Genomic DNA, 12,757 nt, shown 5'->3' on the forward strand with positions numbered 1-12,757 from the left:
GATACAGTCCTTTCGACACACGTCGAACAGGGCCATTTTTATGCTCTGCCCGGATGGCGGAACTGGTAGACGCAAGGGACTTAAAATCCCTCGGCCGCAAGGCTGTACGAGTTCGATTCTCGTTCCGGGTACCATAAAATTAAACATATGATTTCGGTATCTTAAAAAAGTTTCTTGCCAATGGGTAAGAAACTTTTTTGCGTTTCAGATGTGGCCAAATAGCCCCAAATAGACCCATTTTTCGTTACAGTTTCGTTACAGTAAAAAAACGACATCCACGCCCCTCGGGCCTCTCCTTTAAAAAAGCTCCGCAAAAACTCTACGGTAACTCTACGGAACCTGGGGTCAAGGGGATCATCCCCTTGCCGCCGGAGGCAAAATCTTTTCTTATTCATCCGTACCCGTTGGGAAGGGCATGGGCCCCAGGGTGAAGCAGAGCTGTTCAGATGCGGCCTTGAGGTGGTCCGGGGAGAGCTTGGAATAGATGAGGGTGGAGGCCATGGATTCGTGGCGCATGAGCTCCTGGATGGCCTGGAGGTTGGCGCCGCCCATGGCCAGGTAGGAGGCGAAGGTGTGGCGTAGGTCGTGGAAGCGGTAGTGCTCGAACCCGGCGGCCCGGACGGCCCGCTTGAACTTTTGCCCGGTGTGGGTGCGGGAGGTCCAGTGGAAGATCTTTTGCCGCTTCTTCTCCCTGGCCCGGGCCATGCATCGGGAGAGGGTTTCCCGGGCCGTGGCGTTGATGGGCACCCGGGATTCTTTCCGGTTTTTCTGCAGGGGCACGATGCGCAGGTAGTCGGGCGGGTTGTCCACGTCGGCTAGGGTCAGGCGCAGGGCCTCGCCGTTTCTCAGGCCCAGGTAGCAGGAGAGGGTGCAGAAGTCGTAGAACTCCGGCTCCTCGATGTGGGCCATGATCCGGGCCATGTGCTCCTTGGGAATGTAGCGGATGCTCTTGGGCTCTTTCACGGGCTTGGGGAAAATAATGGGGTGGTCGATGTACTCCCACTGCATGGCTTTCTTCAGGGCGGCCTTCACGTGGCGGTAGTGTTTGTTCACCGTGGCCGGGGCCAGGCCCGACCGGAACAGGTCGCTGCCCAGCTTGTCCAGGTGGCGGGTGCTGATCTGATTGACGTCCGTGGTATCTCCCCAGCAGGAGGACGCCTTGTCCATCCCCTGCTTGTACGCAAGGAAGGTCCCCTCCGACCGGTTTGTCTCCACGTAATCCAGAAACTCCTTTTTAAAGGCCCCGAAGCTTACGGTGTGACCGGTCTTGATGGCGGCCACCTGCCCGGCCATGAGCTGCCGGGTGAACTGGGTGAACAGCTTCTGGGCCAGCTTCGGGTCCTTGGTGGCACGTCTGGATCCCGGCATGCAGAGGGCCTTGCGTCGTCGCTTCGGCCCCTCCTGCCAGAGAGCATAGAACGTGTCGTAGTCGGGGTGTCTCCACAGTTTCGGCATGGAGACACGGTAAGAGAGCTTTACTGCCATGTCAATCTGAGTCCAAGGTCTATATTCATGTAGGGAAATTGATGATCTCTGAAGAGTACCAGGCGTCAATGGACTCTCTGTCCACGATCAGTTTTCCCGTGCGCCTGAACGCATAGATGTGTCCGGCATCGATCCAGCGGCGCAGGGAGTTCTTGGATGCCCTGGCATACTCCACCGCCTCCTCCAGGGTGAGCCACCGTTGAACGGTCTGCTCCGCCCGCAGGGTGTCCGCCACCTTTCCCGCGATGGCCGCCGCCATCGCCTCCATGTCACTGTGTGTCAACTCCATGAAACCAACTCCATTGTATTGAGGGGATCTATCCATAGACCGTCTGAAGGGGTGTCCCCGGTTCAGAAGGCCAGGGCGTGTTCGGAAAACGCAGGTCCGGCAGTGTCCGCGTGGGTGAAGCACCAGGAACAGAGAAACCGGTTCCCCTTGGCCACGGTGTGCTGGCCGCAGCAGGTGCAGATGGGGCCGTCCTTGGGTTTTTTCCTGGCCGCGGCCGAGTGGGTGTTTCGGCAAAGGCGGCTGATGGTGGGCTGAGTGGTGCCGAAGAGTTGGGCCACGTCTGTCTGCTTGTGGCCCTCGTCCAGGAGGCGCTGGATCTCCTCCAGGGGCAGGGTGGATTTGGGGCCGCGAACCGCGGCCTGGGTGTGGCAAATGGTGTGGGTCATGATCTCTCCCCTTAAAGCTTCGAATAACGCCTTCCGGGGCCAACACAAAAGGCCCATGCCGGAAGGACCGGATATGGGCCGATGTTTATCGGGGTGAGAGATTTTCAAGGTAGCCGAATATACCGACAGGGACAACACAAAAAAACCACCCTGGCATCCGGGGTGGTTTTTTATGGCTGAGTTTGAATTCTCTGGCTTCACGATTCATGTCTTCAACATCTTGATGTATCCAAAAAAGAGATGCCCATTTATCGCAGGTTTGATTGTGGCGCAATTGGAACGGTCAAAAAACGATCATGCCTTTGTGGGAGGGTTATTTTTTGTTGAACCAAAAGAACAAAGAGCTTGCAGAAATGAAGAACATAACTGTAGCTATGGTTAAATTATTAGGTGGGGGCCACAGAATATCAGTAGGTTTAGCTTTTGCGATTAACACTGCCCAGAAAGCGATGACACTAAAAATGCCAAACACTATGGGTCTTTTAATGCTTAGCTTTAAATCAAGCTCAATGTTGATTGTATATTCACCTAAAGGCCCATTCTCATTAATGGGTTCAAACTTAAGGAGTGAAGCCTGTTTCATTACCTGAAGGGTTTTTACAGATATAGGGATATCATAATCATCGAGCGGTATTGATGTTTCCATAGGGTTGATACAATTAATTGAAATCTCGTCACTACTATCTGAAATATTAATTTTTGTGTTTGAATTATGGGGGTTGGCAATAGCCATTTTGATTACATATCGATTTCCGTGAGTAAGCTCGTAGCGACAAGATTTGTTATTGTTAAAGTATTTTATTTTTTCATTGCAGTATTTTTTTTCAATTTGCTTTAGATGGAAAAAAGTTAGATTTTGGAAGTGCTCTTTAATCAAGTCAACTCTGCTTTGCCAATTATCATCCCTTGATGTCACTGTGCATTGTAGCTTTGAAAAAAATTTGTGTGGTGGCGCTTTTTCGGTAGAATTTCCTGAATCGATAGTGACATTACAAAAATTTTGTAGTGCCATATATACATGAAAAACATCTGTATCGTTGCTAATTTCTGTATGGACAATCCTTGCCCATCTGATAGATTCATTCCTTAACTCGGGGTTTTCACAATTTATTGAATTTCCGTGGGTGAAAAAAATAGCCATTTTTTGATGTTTTAAATATCGACGTGAATTCAATAGATTCTCATCAACATATCTCTTTTTATACCTAAAGTGGATTAGGTGGCCTTTAGGAAGTGCTAATACTCGATATATATCAGCCTTGTAAAGATCCCGACTGTCAGAGCTAAAGGCACAAATGATATTCACTATCCGACCTCCTTAAAAGTTTTTTCCCAACGAAGTTTTTTGATTTGGTATATTTGGAGATCAGCTCTTTTGATTCCATCAGCCTTAGATTTGTTCTGCCATCGATTATGTGGTGGGACAGTTCCGGCCAAAGTCCACCCCGCACCTCTTAAAGACGCCCCTGATTCAGACTCAAGTGTATATGTAATTATACGCTTTCCCCCCATAGTTCTCCAAATAGAACAACATCTACTTAATAAGAAACTACCCGTACCTTTTGGAGCTCCCTCTTTCGTGCATAGTCTTGTTAGCTCGATTGTGAATCCATCCATATAGGTCGCTGAGACTGGATTTCCTGCTATGACAACACCTACAATTTCATTAGAGCTATCGATAGCAGCTATTGCCCATCGCCCATTATTTCGTATTGTCGGGCGGTGGTGTCTATGAAAGCTTTTAATAAATTCGTTAGCTTTTTTTATTGTAAATGGTTGGGCTTTTAAATGTTTCGACAAATGATTCTCCAGGTTAGATTGTGCAATTGGGAGCATGAGGCGTGCTGAGTATCTTTGCCGTCTTCGATGCAGTTGTTTGATTTGAGGATTAGATAACCGGAATTAAGCGTATAGCTTTTTCGTTATACAACTAACCTATAAAGTTGATTCATTCCTTTATCATCTACATTTTTGCCATCCTCCGGGGATGTGAAATATTCATATGCTAATGCAATAAACCGGGCTTTCTTGTCCGGGATCATCTCTTTTCCTTCGCTTTTCAGCCTTTCTTCCACCCATTTGATAATGCGGTGCAGGACTTCAAGGTCAATTGAAAGGTCTTCTGGCGTGTTTTCAGTCGTCGTGACCTCTTCTCCGAACACGTCTCCTCTACCTGTTAGCAGCCAGTTTATATTTATTGAAAACGTGTCTCGCATACCTGTTAACGTCTCAACAGATGGAGATCTTCCCTTAATGTACGTGTGAAATGTTGCTGGGGCAATGCCAATTGCTCTGGCAAAATCCGCTGCAATTCCGGCTGATTTAAGGTCTACCAGATATTTTAGGCGGTCTTGTAGTGTCTGTAAATGTAACGTGACTGTTGACATCTATAGTTCCGATCTATTATGTTTAGTTCACTCAATGATGATAGATCAACATAGGAGGAGGCCATGACCAAAGATGAAATCAAAAAGGCCCTCAAGGCGAAGGGAGTTCGCCCTGTGGATCTTGCAAGAAAAGCGATGGTTACGCGCTCAATGGTGAGCCATGTCATGTCTGGCTCGCATCCAAGTTCACCCGTCAGGGGCTTGATTATTGAAACCCTTGGCAAGAAACCCTCGGAAATTTGGCCACCCAAATGTTGAGTGGTTCCATATTGCCATAAATGTTGAGTGACGCAAGCAAAAAAAGTTGAGTGGCGGCTTGCTGTAACAACAGTATTTCACTTTCAAATCGAATAGATAACCGGAAATTAGCGGAGCGACTCATGTACAAAAGTGAATTCGTTGAACTTTTAGGGGGCATTCAGCGTGATGTGAAAGCCCATGGTGTCAAGGTTCTGGCCGATCGCCTGGGCGTCAGGCCCCAGACTCTGTACGCAGATGTGGATCCCCGATCCGTTGGCCGCAGGACCAACAAGCTGGGGGTGCTGGACTGGATGGTGCTTCTGGATGAAACCGGAAACCTCACCAGCCTGGACGAGATGAACCGCCGGTTTGGTCGCATCAGCCTGCCCATCCCCGAACCCGGGGTTGAAATGAACGCCCTGAGCTGGGTGCAGTACTGCGCCACCATGGCCAAAGAATCCGCCGAAGCCATCAAGGCCCTGGCCGAGGGGCTGAGCAACGACGACCGCCTGGACAAAGGCGAGCTGGCCGATTGCGAGAAAGAAACCTGGGAAGCCCTCCAGGCGTTCGGCTCCTTTTATCTGGCCATCAAAACAGAGCAGGCCAAGTTCGACGTTATTTACGCATAACCATCTACAGAAAATGAAATGAATATGGGCCGATGTTTGTCGGGGTGAGAGCCACATCCATCGGCACAGATACCAAGCAGGAAGAGATCGATGTGCAAACAGATCACATTTACAGAAGGAACCGTTGAGGATATCCGGGGCACCCTTGAACGCGGGGCCCACGTCATCAGTTATCTGATGGGCGTCCTCGACCGCGGCGAAACCCTCCGGCCCGAGGACATGGACTGGCTCAGGCAGAAGTGGGAGGCGGACATCGCCGAAGGCATCAACCGATTGGAGACGGAGGGGCGTTATGTGTAGTCGCCGGTCCCGGGCCATGAAGCTCGGCAAGCACATAGATCAGGTAGAACGGATCGAGGCCTGGGGCCACAAGATCGTGGCCACCCTGGACGAGGTGATGAAGGATGTCAGGATCACGCCTTGCGGCGGCTGGACCCAGATCGCCGGGCCAAAGGTCTGGGGCGAACTCATCGAAGAGGAGGCCGGGATGCTGCTTCAAGAGATGCGGCAAGATCTGGCCATGATCGAAGCCGGGGAACGCGGGTAGAGTCTGAACGGAAAGCAGAATCAAAGGGACACGGTTTTCAACTGCCCGGGTTGTGTGTGGTCGGTACCGGGCAGCGATACTTTTGAAAGAAGTGGCTACTGAAAGGGTTGAAATGGATATTCAAAGTATTGAGTTGGGAATGGAGTTGAAGGCACGGAACAAGCAGAGCCTGTTTGTCTGTGAAAAAATCAATGATGAAAAAAAGACGGTTGAAGGGCGAATGATCCGCAAAGGGGGCGAACTCGGAAAGCGGATCATGAAAGAAACAGCGGAGAACATCCTTTTTGCCCAGACTGTTTTGGCCGGGTTTGAACGTAACGCACAGTAAGCTGATCGGGGTTGAGATGAATCAAGATATTCGATTGTCCATTGCATTCAAGGATCACAGAAAAAGAAAGCGTCTCGTCCGCCTCTTGGGCGTCGGGGCCGAGGTGTACCTTATAGATCTGTGGCTGACGGCCGCAGTACACAGGCCCTCCGGCTGCCTGGACGGGTGGGACGAGGAAGACATTGCCGACGCCTGCAACTGGATGGGAGATCCCAGGGTGCTGGTGGACGCTCTGGTGGAAACCCACTGGCTCGCCAAAGATCCCGAAATGGGATACGTCATTAACGACTGGTGCGAGCATCAGCCCTGGGCGTGCTCGGCAGAAGACAGGGCCGACAAAGCAAGGTTTTCAAAATTGGCGCAGGTGAATCGTGCCAAGTATGACGAGCTGAAAGCAAAAGGCGTGAACGCCATTTCCAAAGAAGAGTACAGGAAAATTTTGGAACCCAGCCGGGTTATGGGTGGTGCTGGCGATCGCCAGCCAAACGCCAGCGTTTCGCCTGCTCCTGCTCCAACTCCTTCTCCATCTCCTTCTCCATCTCCCAACGTAAAACAAAAACCTTTGCCTCCTGCCGGAGGCGCGGGAGAGGAGCCAAGCCAGCAAGCCAAACCCAAGTCCGAGTTTTCAGCTCGTCCCACAAAAGCCTACCACCCCGCGTTCGAAACGTTCTGGGCAGAGTACCCGGCCCGCAGGGGCAGGAAGGGGAACAAGCGAAAAGCCTTCGATGCCTGGTGGAAAGCCATGCGCCACAAGCGCAACAACCCGGATCAGATCATCGCCGACATCATCCGGCTCCGGGACACCTACGGGGAGTTCCCACCCGATGCCGTCACCTGGATCAACGGGCAGCGCTGGGAAGACGAAGTACACCCATGCCCTCCGCCCAAGCCCTCCATGCGTCCAACCGGCAGGCTCCAGGGATCTGAGCTTCTGGCCCACAACACCCGTGTGGCCGCCGAGTTCCTGGGGGTGCCATGCTGAACCCGTCGGAGAGGAAACACTTTGCCACAACCATGATCGGCATCGGCCAGAACTACGGCGTCCAGCTTGAACCCCATTTCCTGGAATTCATGCTCAAGGCCCTGGGCAACTACACCATGGCCCAGATCGAAGCCGCCGCCCTCCAGATCGTGCGGACCCGCAAGTACACCACCATGCCCACCATCGCCGACTTCGTGGAGGCCATCGAGGGCAGCGCCGACGACAAGGCATCGGTCCAGGCCCTCCTCGTGTGGGACGCCATCCGGCGCCACGGTGTCTATGCCTGCCCAGTCTTCGAGGACCCCGTTACAAACCGGGTCGTCTCCCAGCTCGGCTGGAAGTCCATCTGCGCCACCCCGGACAGCGACCGAAGCTGGTTCCTCCGCAACATGGCCGCCGCCTACAAAGCCCACCGCAAATGCGACGAGGTAAAAATCATTTCAGGCCCCTCCGCCGTGGGCGGCCTCATCCAGGGCATGGTCAAGACCATCGGCACAAACACCCCCACGGCCATGCACGGCTGAACCCAAACAACCACGGAGGACCCCATGGGCCAACCAGAACAGAAAACCCGAAACATCAGACTCACCCGCGCCGTGCTCTGAGGCAAAAGCTTTGCGGAAGCCGGTCGGCTTTTCAACGTGAGCCAGACACGCGCTCGCCAGATCTACGAGGCCAACGTCCACATGTTCTTCTTCGACCGAGGCCTGGAAGAGGGCGGCAAACTGAAAGGTCTCAGCACCCTGAGACGAGAGTACCCAGGCCATTGTCAATACTGACGGAACAAGCAGGTTTGATTTTTCTCAACCCCTTGAAACAATACACTATGTGAAATTCATAGCAGGCCAAGGTTACCAGAAAAATTGCTGAGACGACCCAACGGCAACCATTCTCACAAATCTGCCCGAAGAAAAAAAATACAAAGAAACCAAATGAAAAGCCCCGGCGAAGGTCGGGGCTTTTTTTTTATGGCTTGAATACTGTTGATGATTCGTTGAGTTTAGGTATATGTTTGCTGGATAAAATACCACGTGAGGGGTTTGGTAAATGATCCCGTTGCACTCACTGTCAATCATAATAACACCCGGAGGACATTATGGAATTCATGGAAAAGCTGCAAGGTTTATCAGAGAAAATTGAACAGGTGGCAGGGAACCTTGCGACAGAAGAGGCAACGAAAAACGCCTTGGTTATGCCTTTCCTCCATACGGTCCTTGGCTACGACATCTTCGACCCCAACGAAGTGGTGCCGGAGTTTACCGCAGACACGGCCACGAAAAAGAACGAGAAAGTGGACTACGCCCTGGTCAAAGATGATGAGGTCCAGATCCTCATCGAGTGCAAAAAATTCGGTGAGAACCTGACGCAGAAACATACCGGACAACTCTACAGGTATTTTTCTGTGACCAAAGCCCGGCTGGCCATCCTCACAAACGGATCCAAGTACCAGTTCTTCACCGATCTCGACGCAGCCAATGTAATGGATGACAAGCCTTTCCTTACACTCGACCTGGAGGACATCGACGAGTATGTGGTTCCTGAGGTCAAGAAGCTTACCAAGTCGGCCTTTGACGTTGAGTCCATCGTGGATGCAGCCGGTGACCTGAAGTACCTCAACCAGATCAAAAAAGAACTGCGAAAGCAGTTTGAATCACCGGAGGAGGAGTTCGTCAGGTTCTTTGCCTCAAGGGTTTACGACGGCATGCTGACCCCCAAGGTCAAAAGCCAGTTTTTGGAAATGACGACCAAGGCGCTGAAGCAGTTTTTAAACGAGAGCATCAACGACCGCCTCAAGTCGGCCATCGGCCCCGACGTCCAGATCAAGAACGAGAAGCCGGTTGTGGTCGAAAATGACACGCCTCCCGAGCCCGAGAAAGTCTCAAAGATCGTCACCACCGAAGAGGAGATCGAAGGGTTCAACATCGTCAAGGCCATCGTCCGCCAGAGGGTCCCTGCTGAGAAGGTCGCCCACCGTGACACCCAAAGCTACTTCGGGATCCTGTTCGAAGACAACAACCGCAAGCCCATATGCAGGCTCCACTTCAACGGCAAGCAGAAATATATCGGCCTGTTCGACGAAGAGAAGAAAGAGACCCGCCATCCCATCGATACCCTCGACGACATTTTTAAATTTGACAGTGAGCTTTTGGAGACTGTGGGAATTTATGTGGAGCCAGAGGAGATAGGACTGTAGGTTACAGTATTGAAGATGTTTTCATCGCGATGTGTATATGAGCATGTGATTGAATCACTTGTGGATCTTAATTGGAAAAAGAGAGGTGATGGTTGATAGGTCTAAGCGGCAATAATGAAGTTGTTGAATTTTTGGATCACATAGGTCGTAACTCTAAGACTGGAAATTTGGTTTTTTGGGCAAAATACAACGGTAAAAATATTACCATTAATGTTTCAGTTGAGTCTATAAGGGATCTTCATTTTGATGATACATCAGAAATAGATGAAAAATTTTACAAAAATAAGCAGGTGTTTGAAAGAATAGCAAGGGATAAAATCCTAAAAGGGGAAGAAAAACCGTTTATTTGCACAACGGACTTGAAGTAACCTTAAATCAAAGCGCTTAGTTCTTTTTGATCAAAAGTGTATGTTGATATTTTTGGGGGGGAAGAGTGTAAAAGTATGGATATGGGAATGTATTTTAAGTCAATTTCTCTCGAACTAACTTCCTTAAAAAACCGTGTTAGAAATTTTATAGAGGATAAACATTGGTTGACAGATGGAGAATGGAAAGAAAGTGTTATACGCTCAGTCTTGATGAGGAATCTTCCAGAAAATATACGTGTTGGTCGTGGGTTTATACTATCTTCAGGCGAAACATCGAGCCAAATTGACGTACTGCTATATTCTGCTGATTCTCCAGTTTTATTTCGTGATGGCGATTTGGTCTTCATAAGTCCAGAAGCAGTTCTGGGTGTTATTGAAGTTAAAACACAATTGAACAAATACAAACTCTTTGAGACTATATCAAAATTGCAAAAAATAGGTACTATACTTCGAGACAACGAAGAGTGCTTTCTTTCAATTTTTTCATATGAAAGTGGTGGGATAGTTTCTGGTGATGTGCTGGAATGCCTTTATTCTACGACTAATTCATCATGTGATATAATAGACTTAATCTGTTTGGGAGATTCATATTTTATTCGCTACTGGGATTATAATCCTAGTAGCTCCTCAAGTATAAATTATCATAGGTGGCATTTTTATGAATTACGTGAAATGTCATATGGTTATTTTATTCATAATATTCTTCAGAAGGTATGCCCTAACCATGTAGATAGTAGATGGTTTCCGAATGTTTCTAAAGAGATTAACATTAAAGAGACGAAACAAAGGAAAAGATTTTCGTATGAAAGCATACCAGTTACAGAATTCTCGGAAGGCCAGCGCATAGGCGAATAGGGTAGGTTAGAATCTTGACAAGATTACTTTGGTTGTCAGATATGGATATGTGAAGGGGGTAGACCTACACTCATGACAAAAATTTTCAGCTTGTCAGATGTGTAGGTCTGAACCCTTCTTTATAATGGATCTTTATAAATCTACAAAAGTTCCATTAAGCATTAAAAATTTGAATACAAGCATTGCCGCATAAGTGTAAAAAGGAAATCCAACGAAAGAAAAAAATCTGGGAGGTAATAAGTAGAGTAGGTAATCTATAACGTTGAGTGCATTTAGGTTTGTAGGGGAGGTAGGTCAGGGTTCGATTCCCTGGGCGTTTGTTGTGCCCGTAGTCCTTATTCTTGTTCTTTTAAGGTACTTAAGTATCCGAGTGGCTTCTTCAACCATGGGAAACAATAATTATAAGGAGGTGTCTATGGGAAAAACATTAATAGCGCGCATTAAAGAAATTTCCAGTGCAGCAGTAGAAACAATATGGGCTGCAGGCGTCAGCTACGCTGTTGGTCGCCTATCAACCTAAGTGTATTCGGCTAAGAAATCGAAATGGGGCGAAATGGGGTCAGGCCTACACGCTTGACAAGATTGTTCTGTTTGTCAGGTGTGTAGGCCCGGCCTCTTCCTTTGACCCTTCCTTTGTGACGATATTTTTCTGTTGACGTGATCACAGGGCGATGGGGTCAGACCTATACTATTGACAAGATTAACTTGTTTGTCGGATGTGTAGGTCTGACCCCATTGCATTTTCGGAAAGGTGCTAAAATAGTATGAAAATATCAACTCATGATGATAGTTTTACGGTGTTCCCATATAGGAAAGACTATTCGGATGGGAGAACAAATAACGGTGGTATTGATCTGTTAAAAGAACCGTATAGAATAGATGAAATTTCTGAGGCAAGATCCTTTCCTGAACTTCGTAATTTAATACTGCAGTTTAATGCTGAGAATGGAAAATTTTTTACTCTGGGGTGTGAAAGTGGTTATGATGAAAACGGTATTCATTATGGGTACATTGAATTCGCATTTCGGTCTCAAGAATTAGCTTCCGATCTCAAATTGAATGAAGAGTTAGATGAAAAATTCTATGCATGGGTAAGGAATCAGGACGTTGCTCTAGAAGGTTTGCTCAAAGGTGCATTGGTCTGGGAGTTTTCATATTATTCTCATGAAGGATCATCCCAAAGAATCAAAGTCACAATTACATTTTGTGCTACTAATCAAAATAATTCTGGGCAAGTATTAGATATTATAGCAACCTATTTTACAACAGAAATAAATCACTGTTAATTAATGGAAAGGGGGGCGCATCTTGACATTTGACACGCTCCTTCAGCTGCGTGAAGGGGGCAGGCCTACACATCCGACAAACTGATGTTTTCTGTCAAGAGTTTAGGTCTGACCCTTTCTTGTAATCTGTCCCCGAAATCCTCACCGCATACGGCAGATTTCAATTGTTATGAATCTAAGGAAGGCTATGTTAAAAGTAGTATTAGGCGCAATTATAGGTGGTTCTATCGTCTTTGTCTATCTGGTGTGTCCTGATTTTCATCTCGACACCAATTTATCAGTTAATATAGTCATAGCTATTGCTACTTGCGTTGCAACGGCAATTCACTATGACTCAATACGCAAACAGAGACGCGATAGGGTCTGGGATATGAACAAATCAATTATAATCGATTTGGTCCATGCCTTATCAAAAGTCATTGAAGAAATTGAAATTACGCTTGATAATGATGCTTCCCAAAAAACTGATATTGTCAGGGATTTAAACCCAGAACTGTACAGGGTTTTAGATGAAAAAATTGATAATGCGTTAATAGTATACAAGCCTCTTATTGGTGAGAGTCTTACCAATAAATTATCAAAGTATAAGAAGGATAGTTGCAATATAACAGCTCAAGTATTTGAAGAACAATTCGATATTATAGAGGCTTACGAGAAACTGCTTGTGTCGTCTAAGGAACTATACGTAAGTATGCTTGGCTTAATAGAAAAATTATCAGGTGTAAATCGCCTATAGTGAGAGTTAGGGGGGCAGACCTACACTCTTGACAAAAAACATCAG

Annotated in this window: 19 protein-coding genes and 1 tRNA gene; 14 read left to right on the top strand and 6 right to left on the bottom strand. The window is 48.0% G+C overall.

Annotated elements, in window-relative coordinates:
* Positions 1-47: 47 nt before the first annotated feature.
* A tRNA-Leu gene (locus MSL71_RS25450) sits at positions 48-134 on the top strand.
* 253 nt (positions 135-387) lie between these two features.
* On the opposite strand, the gene MSL71_RS25455 is transcribed toward MSL71_RS25450, so the two are convergent.
* From MSL71_RS25455 to MSL71_RS25475, 6 genes are all read right to left on the bottom strand, one after another.
* Positions 388-1,485, bottom strand: a complete 1,098-nt coding sequence (locus tag MSL71_RS25455) for a tyrosine-type recombinase/integrase (protein WP_180147051.1) — start codon at positions 1,483-1,485, stop codon at positions 388-390.
* Positions 1,486-1,510: 25 nt separating this feature from the next.
* Complete coding sequence (locus tag MSL71_RS25460; RefSeq protein WP_180147054.1) at positions 1,511-1,774, bottom strand: helix-turn-helix domain-containing protein; 264 nt, start codon at positions 1,772-1,774, stop codon at positions 1,511-1,513.
* A gap of 62 nt (positions 1,775-1,836) precedes the next feature.
* Positions 1,837-2,160, bottom strand: a complete 324-nt coding sequence (locus tag MSL71_RS25465) for a helix-turn-helix domain-containing protein (RefSeq protein WP_180147057.1) — start codon at positions 2,158-2,160, stop codon at positions 1,837-1,839.
* Positions 2,161-2,473: 313 nt separating this feature from the next.
* On the bottom strand, positions 2,474-3,466 hold the full coding sequence (locus tag MSL71_RS25470; RefSeq protein WP_180147060.1) for a hypothetical protein: 993 nt from the start codon (positions 3,464-3,466) through the stop codon (positions 2,474-2,476).
* Complete coding sequence (locus MSL71_RS27005; protein WP_425484462.1) at positions 3,466-3,996, bottom strand: XF1762 family protein; 531 nt, start codon at positions 3,994-3,996, stop codon at positions 3,466-3,468. The genes MSL71_RS25470 and MSL71_RS27005 overlap by 1 nt, the downstream gene beginning before the upstream one ends.
* Before the next feature lie 86 nt (positions 3,997-4,082).
* Entirely contained in the window at positions 4,083-4,547 is a 465-nt protein-coding gene (locus MSL71_RS25475; RefSeq protein ID WP_180147065.1) for a hypothetical protein, read from the bottom strand.
* A 63-nt stretch (positions 4,548-4,610) separates the two neighbouring features.
* Here MSL71_RS25475 and MSL71_RS25480 point away from each other — a divergent pair, with 63 nt between their 5' ends.
* From MSL71_RS25480 to MSL71_RS25540, 13 genes are all read left to right on the top strand, one after another.
* Positions 4,611-4,805 carry a helix-turn-helix domain-containing protein gene (locus MSL71_RS25480; RefSeq protein ID WP_180147068.1) on the top strand — a complete coding sequence of 65 codons (195 nt, stop codon included), beginning with the start codon at positions 4,611-4,613 and terminating at the stop codon, positions 4,803-4,805.
* Between the two features lie 122 nt (positions 4,806-4,927).
* Complete coding sequence (locus tag MSL71_RS25485; RefSeq protein WP_180147071.1) at positions 4,928-5,416, top strand: phage regulatory CII family protein; 489 nt, start codon at positions 4,928-4,930, stop codon at positions 5,414-5,416.
* Between the two features lie 90 nt (positions 5,417-5,506).
* Entirely contained in the window at positions 5,507-5,716 is a 210-nt protein-coding gene (locus MSL71_RS25490; protein WP_180147074.1) for a hypothetical protein, read from the top strand.
* Positions 5,709-5,963 (top strand): hypothetical protein, encoded by a 255-nt coding sequence (locus MSL71_RS25495; RefSeq protein WP_180147077.1) that lies wholly within the window; start codon positions 5,709-5,711, stop codon positions 5,961-5,963. Before MSL71_RS25490 ends, MSL71_RS25495 begins: the two co-directional genes overlap by 8 nt.
* 82 nt (positions 5,964-6,045) lie before the next feature.
* Complete coding sequence (locus tag MSL71_RS25500) at positions 6,046-6,291, top strand: hypothetical protein (protein WP_180147080.1); 246 nt, start codon at positions 6,046-6,048, stop codon at positions 6,289-6,291.
* A 16-nt stretch (positions 6,292-6,307) separates the two neighbouring features.
* Complete coding sequence (locus tag MSL71_RS25505) at positions 6,308-7,273, top strand: hypothetical protein (RefSeq protein WP_180147083.1); 966 nt, start codon at positions 6,308-6,310, stop codon at positions 7,271-7,273.
* Positions 7,267-7,797, top strand: a complete 531-nt coding sequence (locus MSL71_RS25510) for a hypothetical protein (RefSeq protein ID WP_180147086.1) — start codon at positions 7,267-7,269, stop codon at positions 7,795-7,797. The genes MSL71_RS25505 and MSL71_RS25510 overlap by 7 nt, the downstream gene beginning before the upstream one ends.
* A 117-nt stretch (positions 7,798-7,914) precedes the next feature.
* Entirely contained in the window at positions 7,915-8,052 is a 138-nt protein-coding gene (locus MSL71_RS25515; RefSeq protein ID WP_180147090.1) for a hypothetical protein, read from the top strand.
* Positions 8,053-8,369: 317 nt separating this feature from the next.
* Positions 8,370-9,467 carry a type I restriction endonuclease gene (locus MSL71_RS25520; protein ID WP_180147093.1) on the top strand — a complete coding sequence of 366 codons (1,098 nt, stop codon included), beginning with the start codon at positions 8,370-8,372 and terminating at the stop codon, positions 9,465-9,467.
* Positions 9,468-9,559: 92 nt separating this feature from the next.
* Entirely contained in the window at positions 9,560-9,835 is a 276-nt protein-coding gene (locus tag MSL71_RS25525; RefSeq protein WP_180147096.1) for a hypothetical protein, read from the top strand.
* 75 nt (positions 9,836-9,910) lie between these two features.
* Positions 9,911-10,690 (top strand): DUF6602 domain-containing protein, encoded by a 780-nt coding sequence (locus tag MSL71_RS25530; protein ID WP_180147099.1) that lies wholly within the window; start codon positions 9,911-9,913, stop codon positions 10,688-10,690.
* Positions 10,691-11,454: 764 nt separating this feature from the next.
* A complete protein-coding gene (locus MSL71_RS25535; protein WP_180147103.1) occupies positions 11,455-11,976 on the top strand; it encodes a hypothetical protein in 522 nt (173 codons plus the stop codon).
* Positions 11,977-12,163: 187 nt separating this feature from the next.
* Positions 12,164-12,712, top strand: coding sequence for a hypothetical protein (locus tag MSL71_RS25540; RefSeq protein ID WP_180147106.1), 549 nt, complete (start codon positions 12,164-12,166; stop codon positions 12,710-12,712).
* The last annotated feature ends 45 nt before the right edge of the window (positions 12,713-12,757 follow it).

Origin of the sequence: Desulfoluna butyratoxydans, from assembly GCF_900699765.1 — a bacterium.
GTDB classification, from domain to species: Bacteria; Desulfobacterota; Desulfobacteria; order Desulfobacterales; family Desulfolunaceae; genus Desulfoluna; species Desulfoluna butyratoxydans.

Bases quoted from the DNA above. Each gene is read 5' to 3' on its own strand.
- MSL71_RS25475 (WP_180147065.1), bottom strand. From the start codon at position 4,547: ATGTCAACAGTCACGTTACATTTACAGACACTACAAGACCGCCTAAAA.
- MSL71_RS27005 (WP_425484462.1), bottom strand. From the start codon at position 3,996: ATGCTCCCAATTGCACAATCTAACCTGGAGAATCATTTGTCGAAACAT.
- MSL71_RS25490 (WP_180147074.1), top strand. From the start codon at position 5,507: ATGTGCAAACAGATCACATTTACAGAAGGAACCGTTGAGGATATCCGG.
- MSL71_RS25460 (WP_180147054.1), bottom strand. From the start codon at position 1,774: ATGGAGTTGACACACAGTGACATGGAGGCGATGGCGGCGGCCATCGCG.
- MSL71_RS25465 (WP_180147057.1), bottom strand. From the start codon at position 2,160: ATGACCCACACCATTTGCCACACCCAGGCCGCGGTTCGCGGCCCCAAA.
- MSL71_RS25510 (WP_180147086.1), top strand. From the start codon at position 7,267: ATGCTGAACCCGTCGGAGAGGAAACACTTTGCCACAACCATGATCGGC.
- MSL71_RS25520 (WP_180147093.1), top strand. From the start codon at position 8,370: ATGGAATTCATGGAAAAGCTGCAAGGTTTATCAGAGAAAATTGAACAG.
- MSL71_RS25530 (WP_180147099.1), top strand. From the start codon at position 9,911: ATGGATATGGGAATGTATTTTAAGTCAATTTCTCTCGAACTAACTTCC.
- MSL71_RS25535 (WP_180147103.1), top strand. From the start codon at position 11,455: ATGAAAATATCAACTCATGATGATAGTTTTACGGTGTTCCCATATAGG.
- MSL71_RS25505 (WP_180147083.1), top strand. From the start codon at position 6,308: ATGAATCAAGATATTCGATTGTCCATTGCATTCAAGGATCACAGAAAA.
- MSL71_RS25540 (WP_180147106.1), top strand. From the start codon at position 12,164: ATGTTAAAAGTAGTATTAGGCGCAATTATAGGTGGTTCTATCGTCTTT.
- MSL71_RS25455 (WP_180147051.1), bottom strand. From the start codon at position 1,485: ATGGCAGTAAAGCTCTCTTACCGTGTCTCCATGCCGAAACTGTGGAGA.
- MSL71_RS25495 (WP_180147077.1), top strand. From the start codon at position 5,709: ATGTGTAGTCGCCGGTCCCGGGCCATGAAGCTCGGCAAGCACATAGAT.
- MSL71_RS25480 (WP_180147068.1), top strand. From the start codon at position 4,611: ATGACCAAAGATGAAATCAAAAAGGCCCTCAAGGCGAAGGGAGTTCGC.
- MSL71_RS25485 (WP_180147071.1), top strand. From the start codon at position 4,928: ATGTACAAAAGTGAATTCGTTGAACTTTTAGGGGGCATTCAGCGTGAT.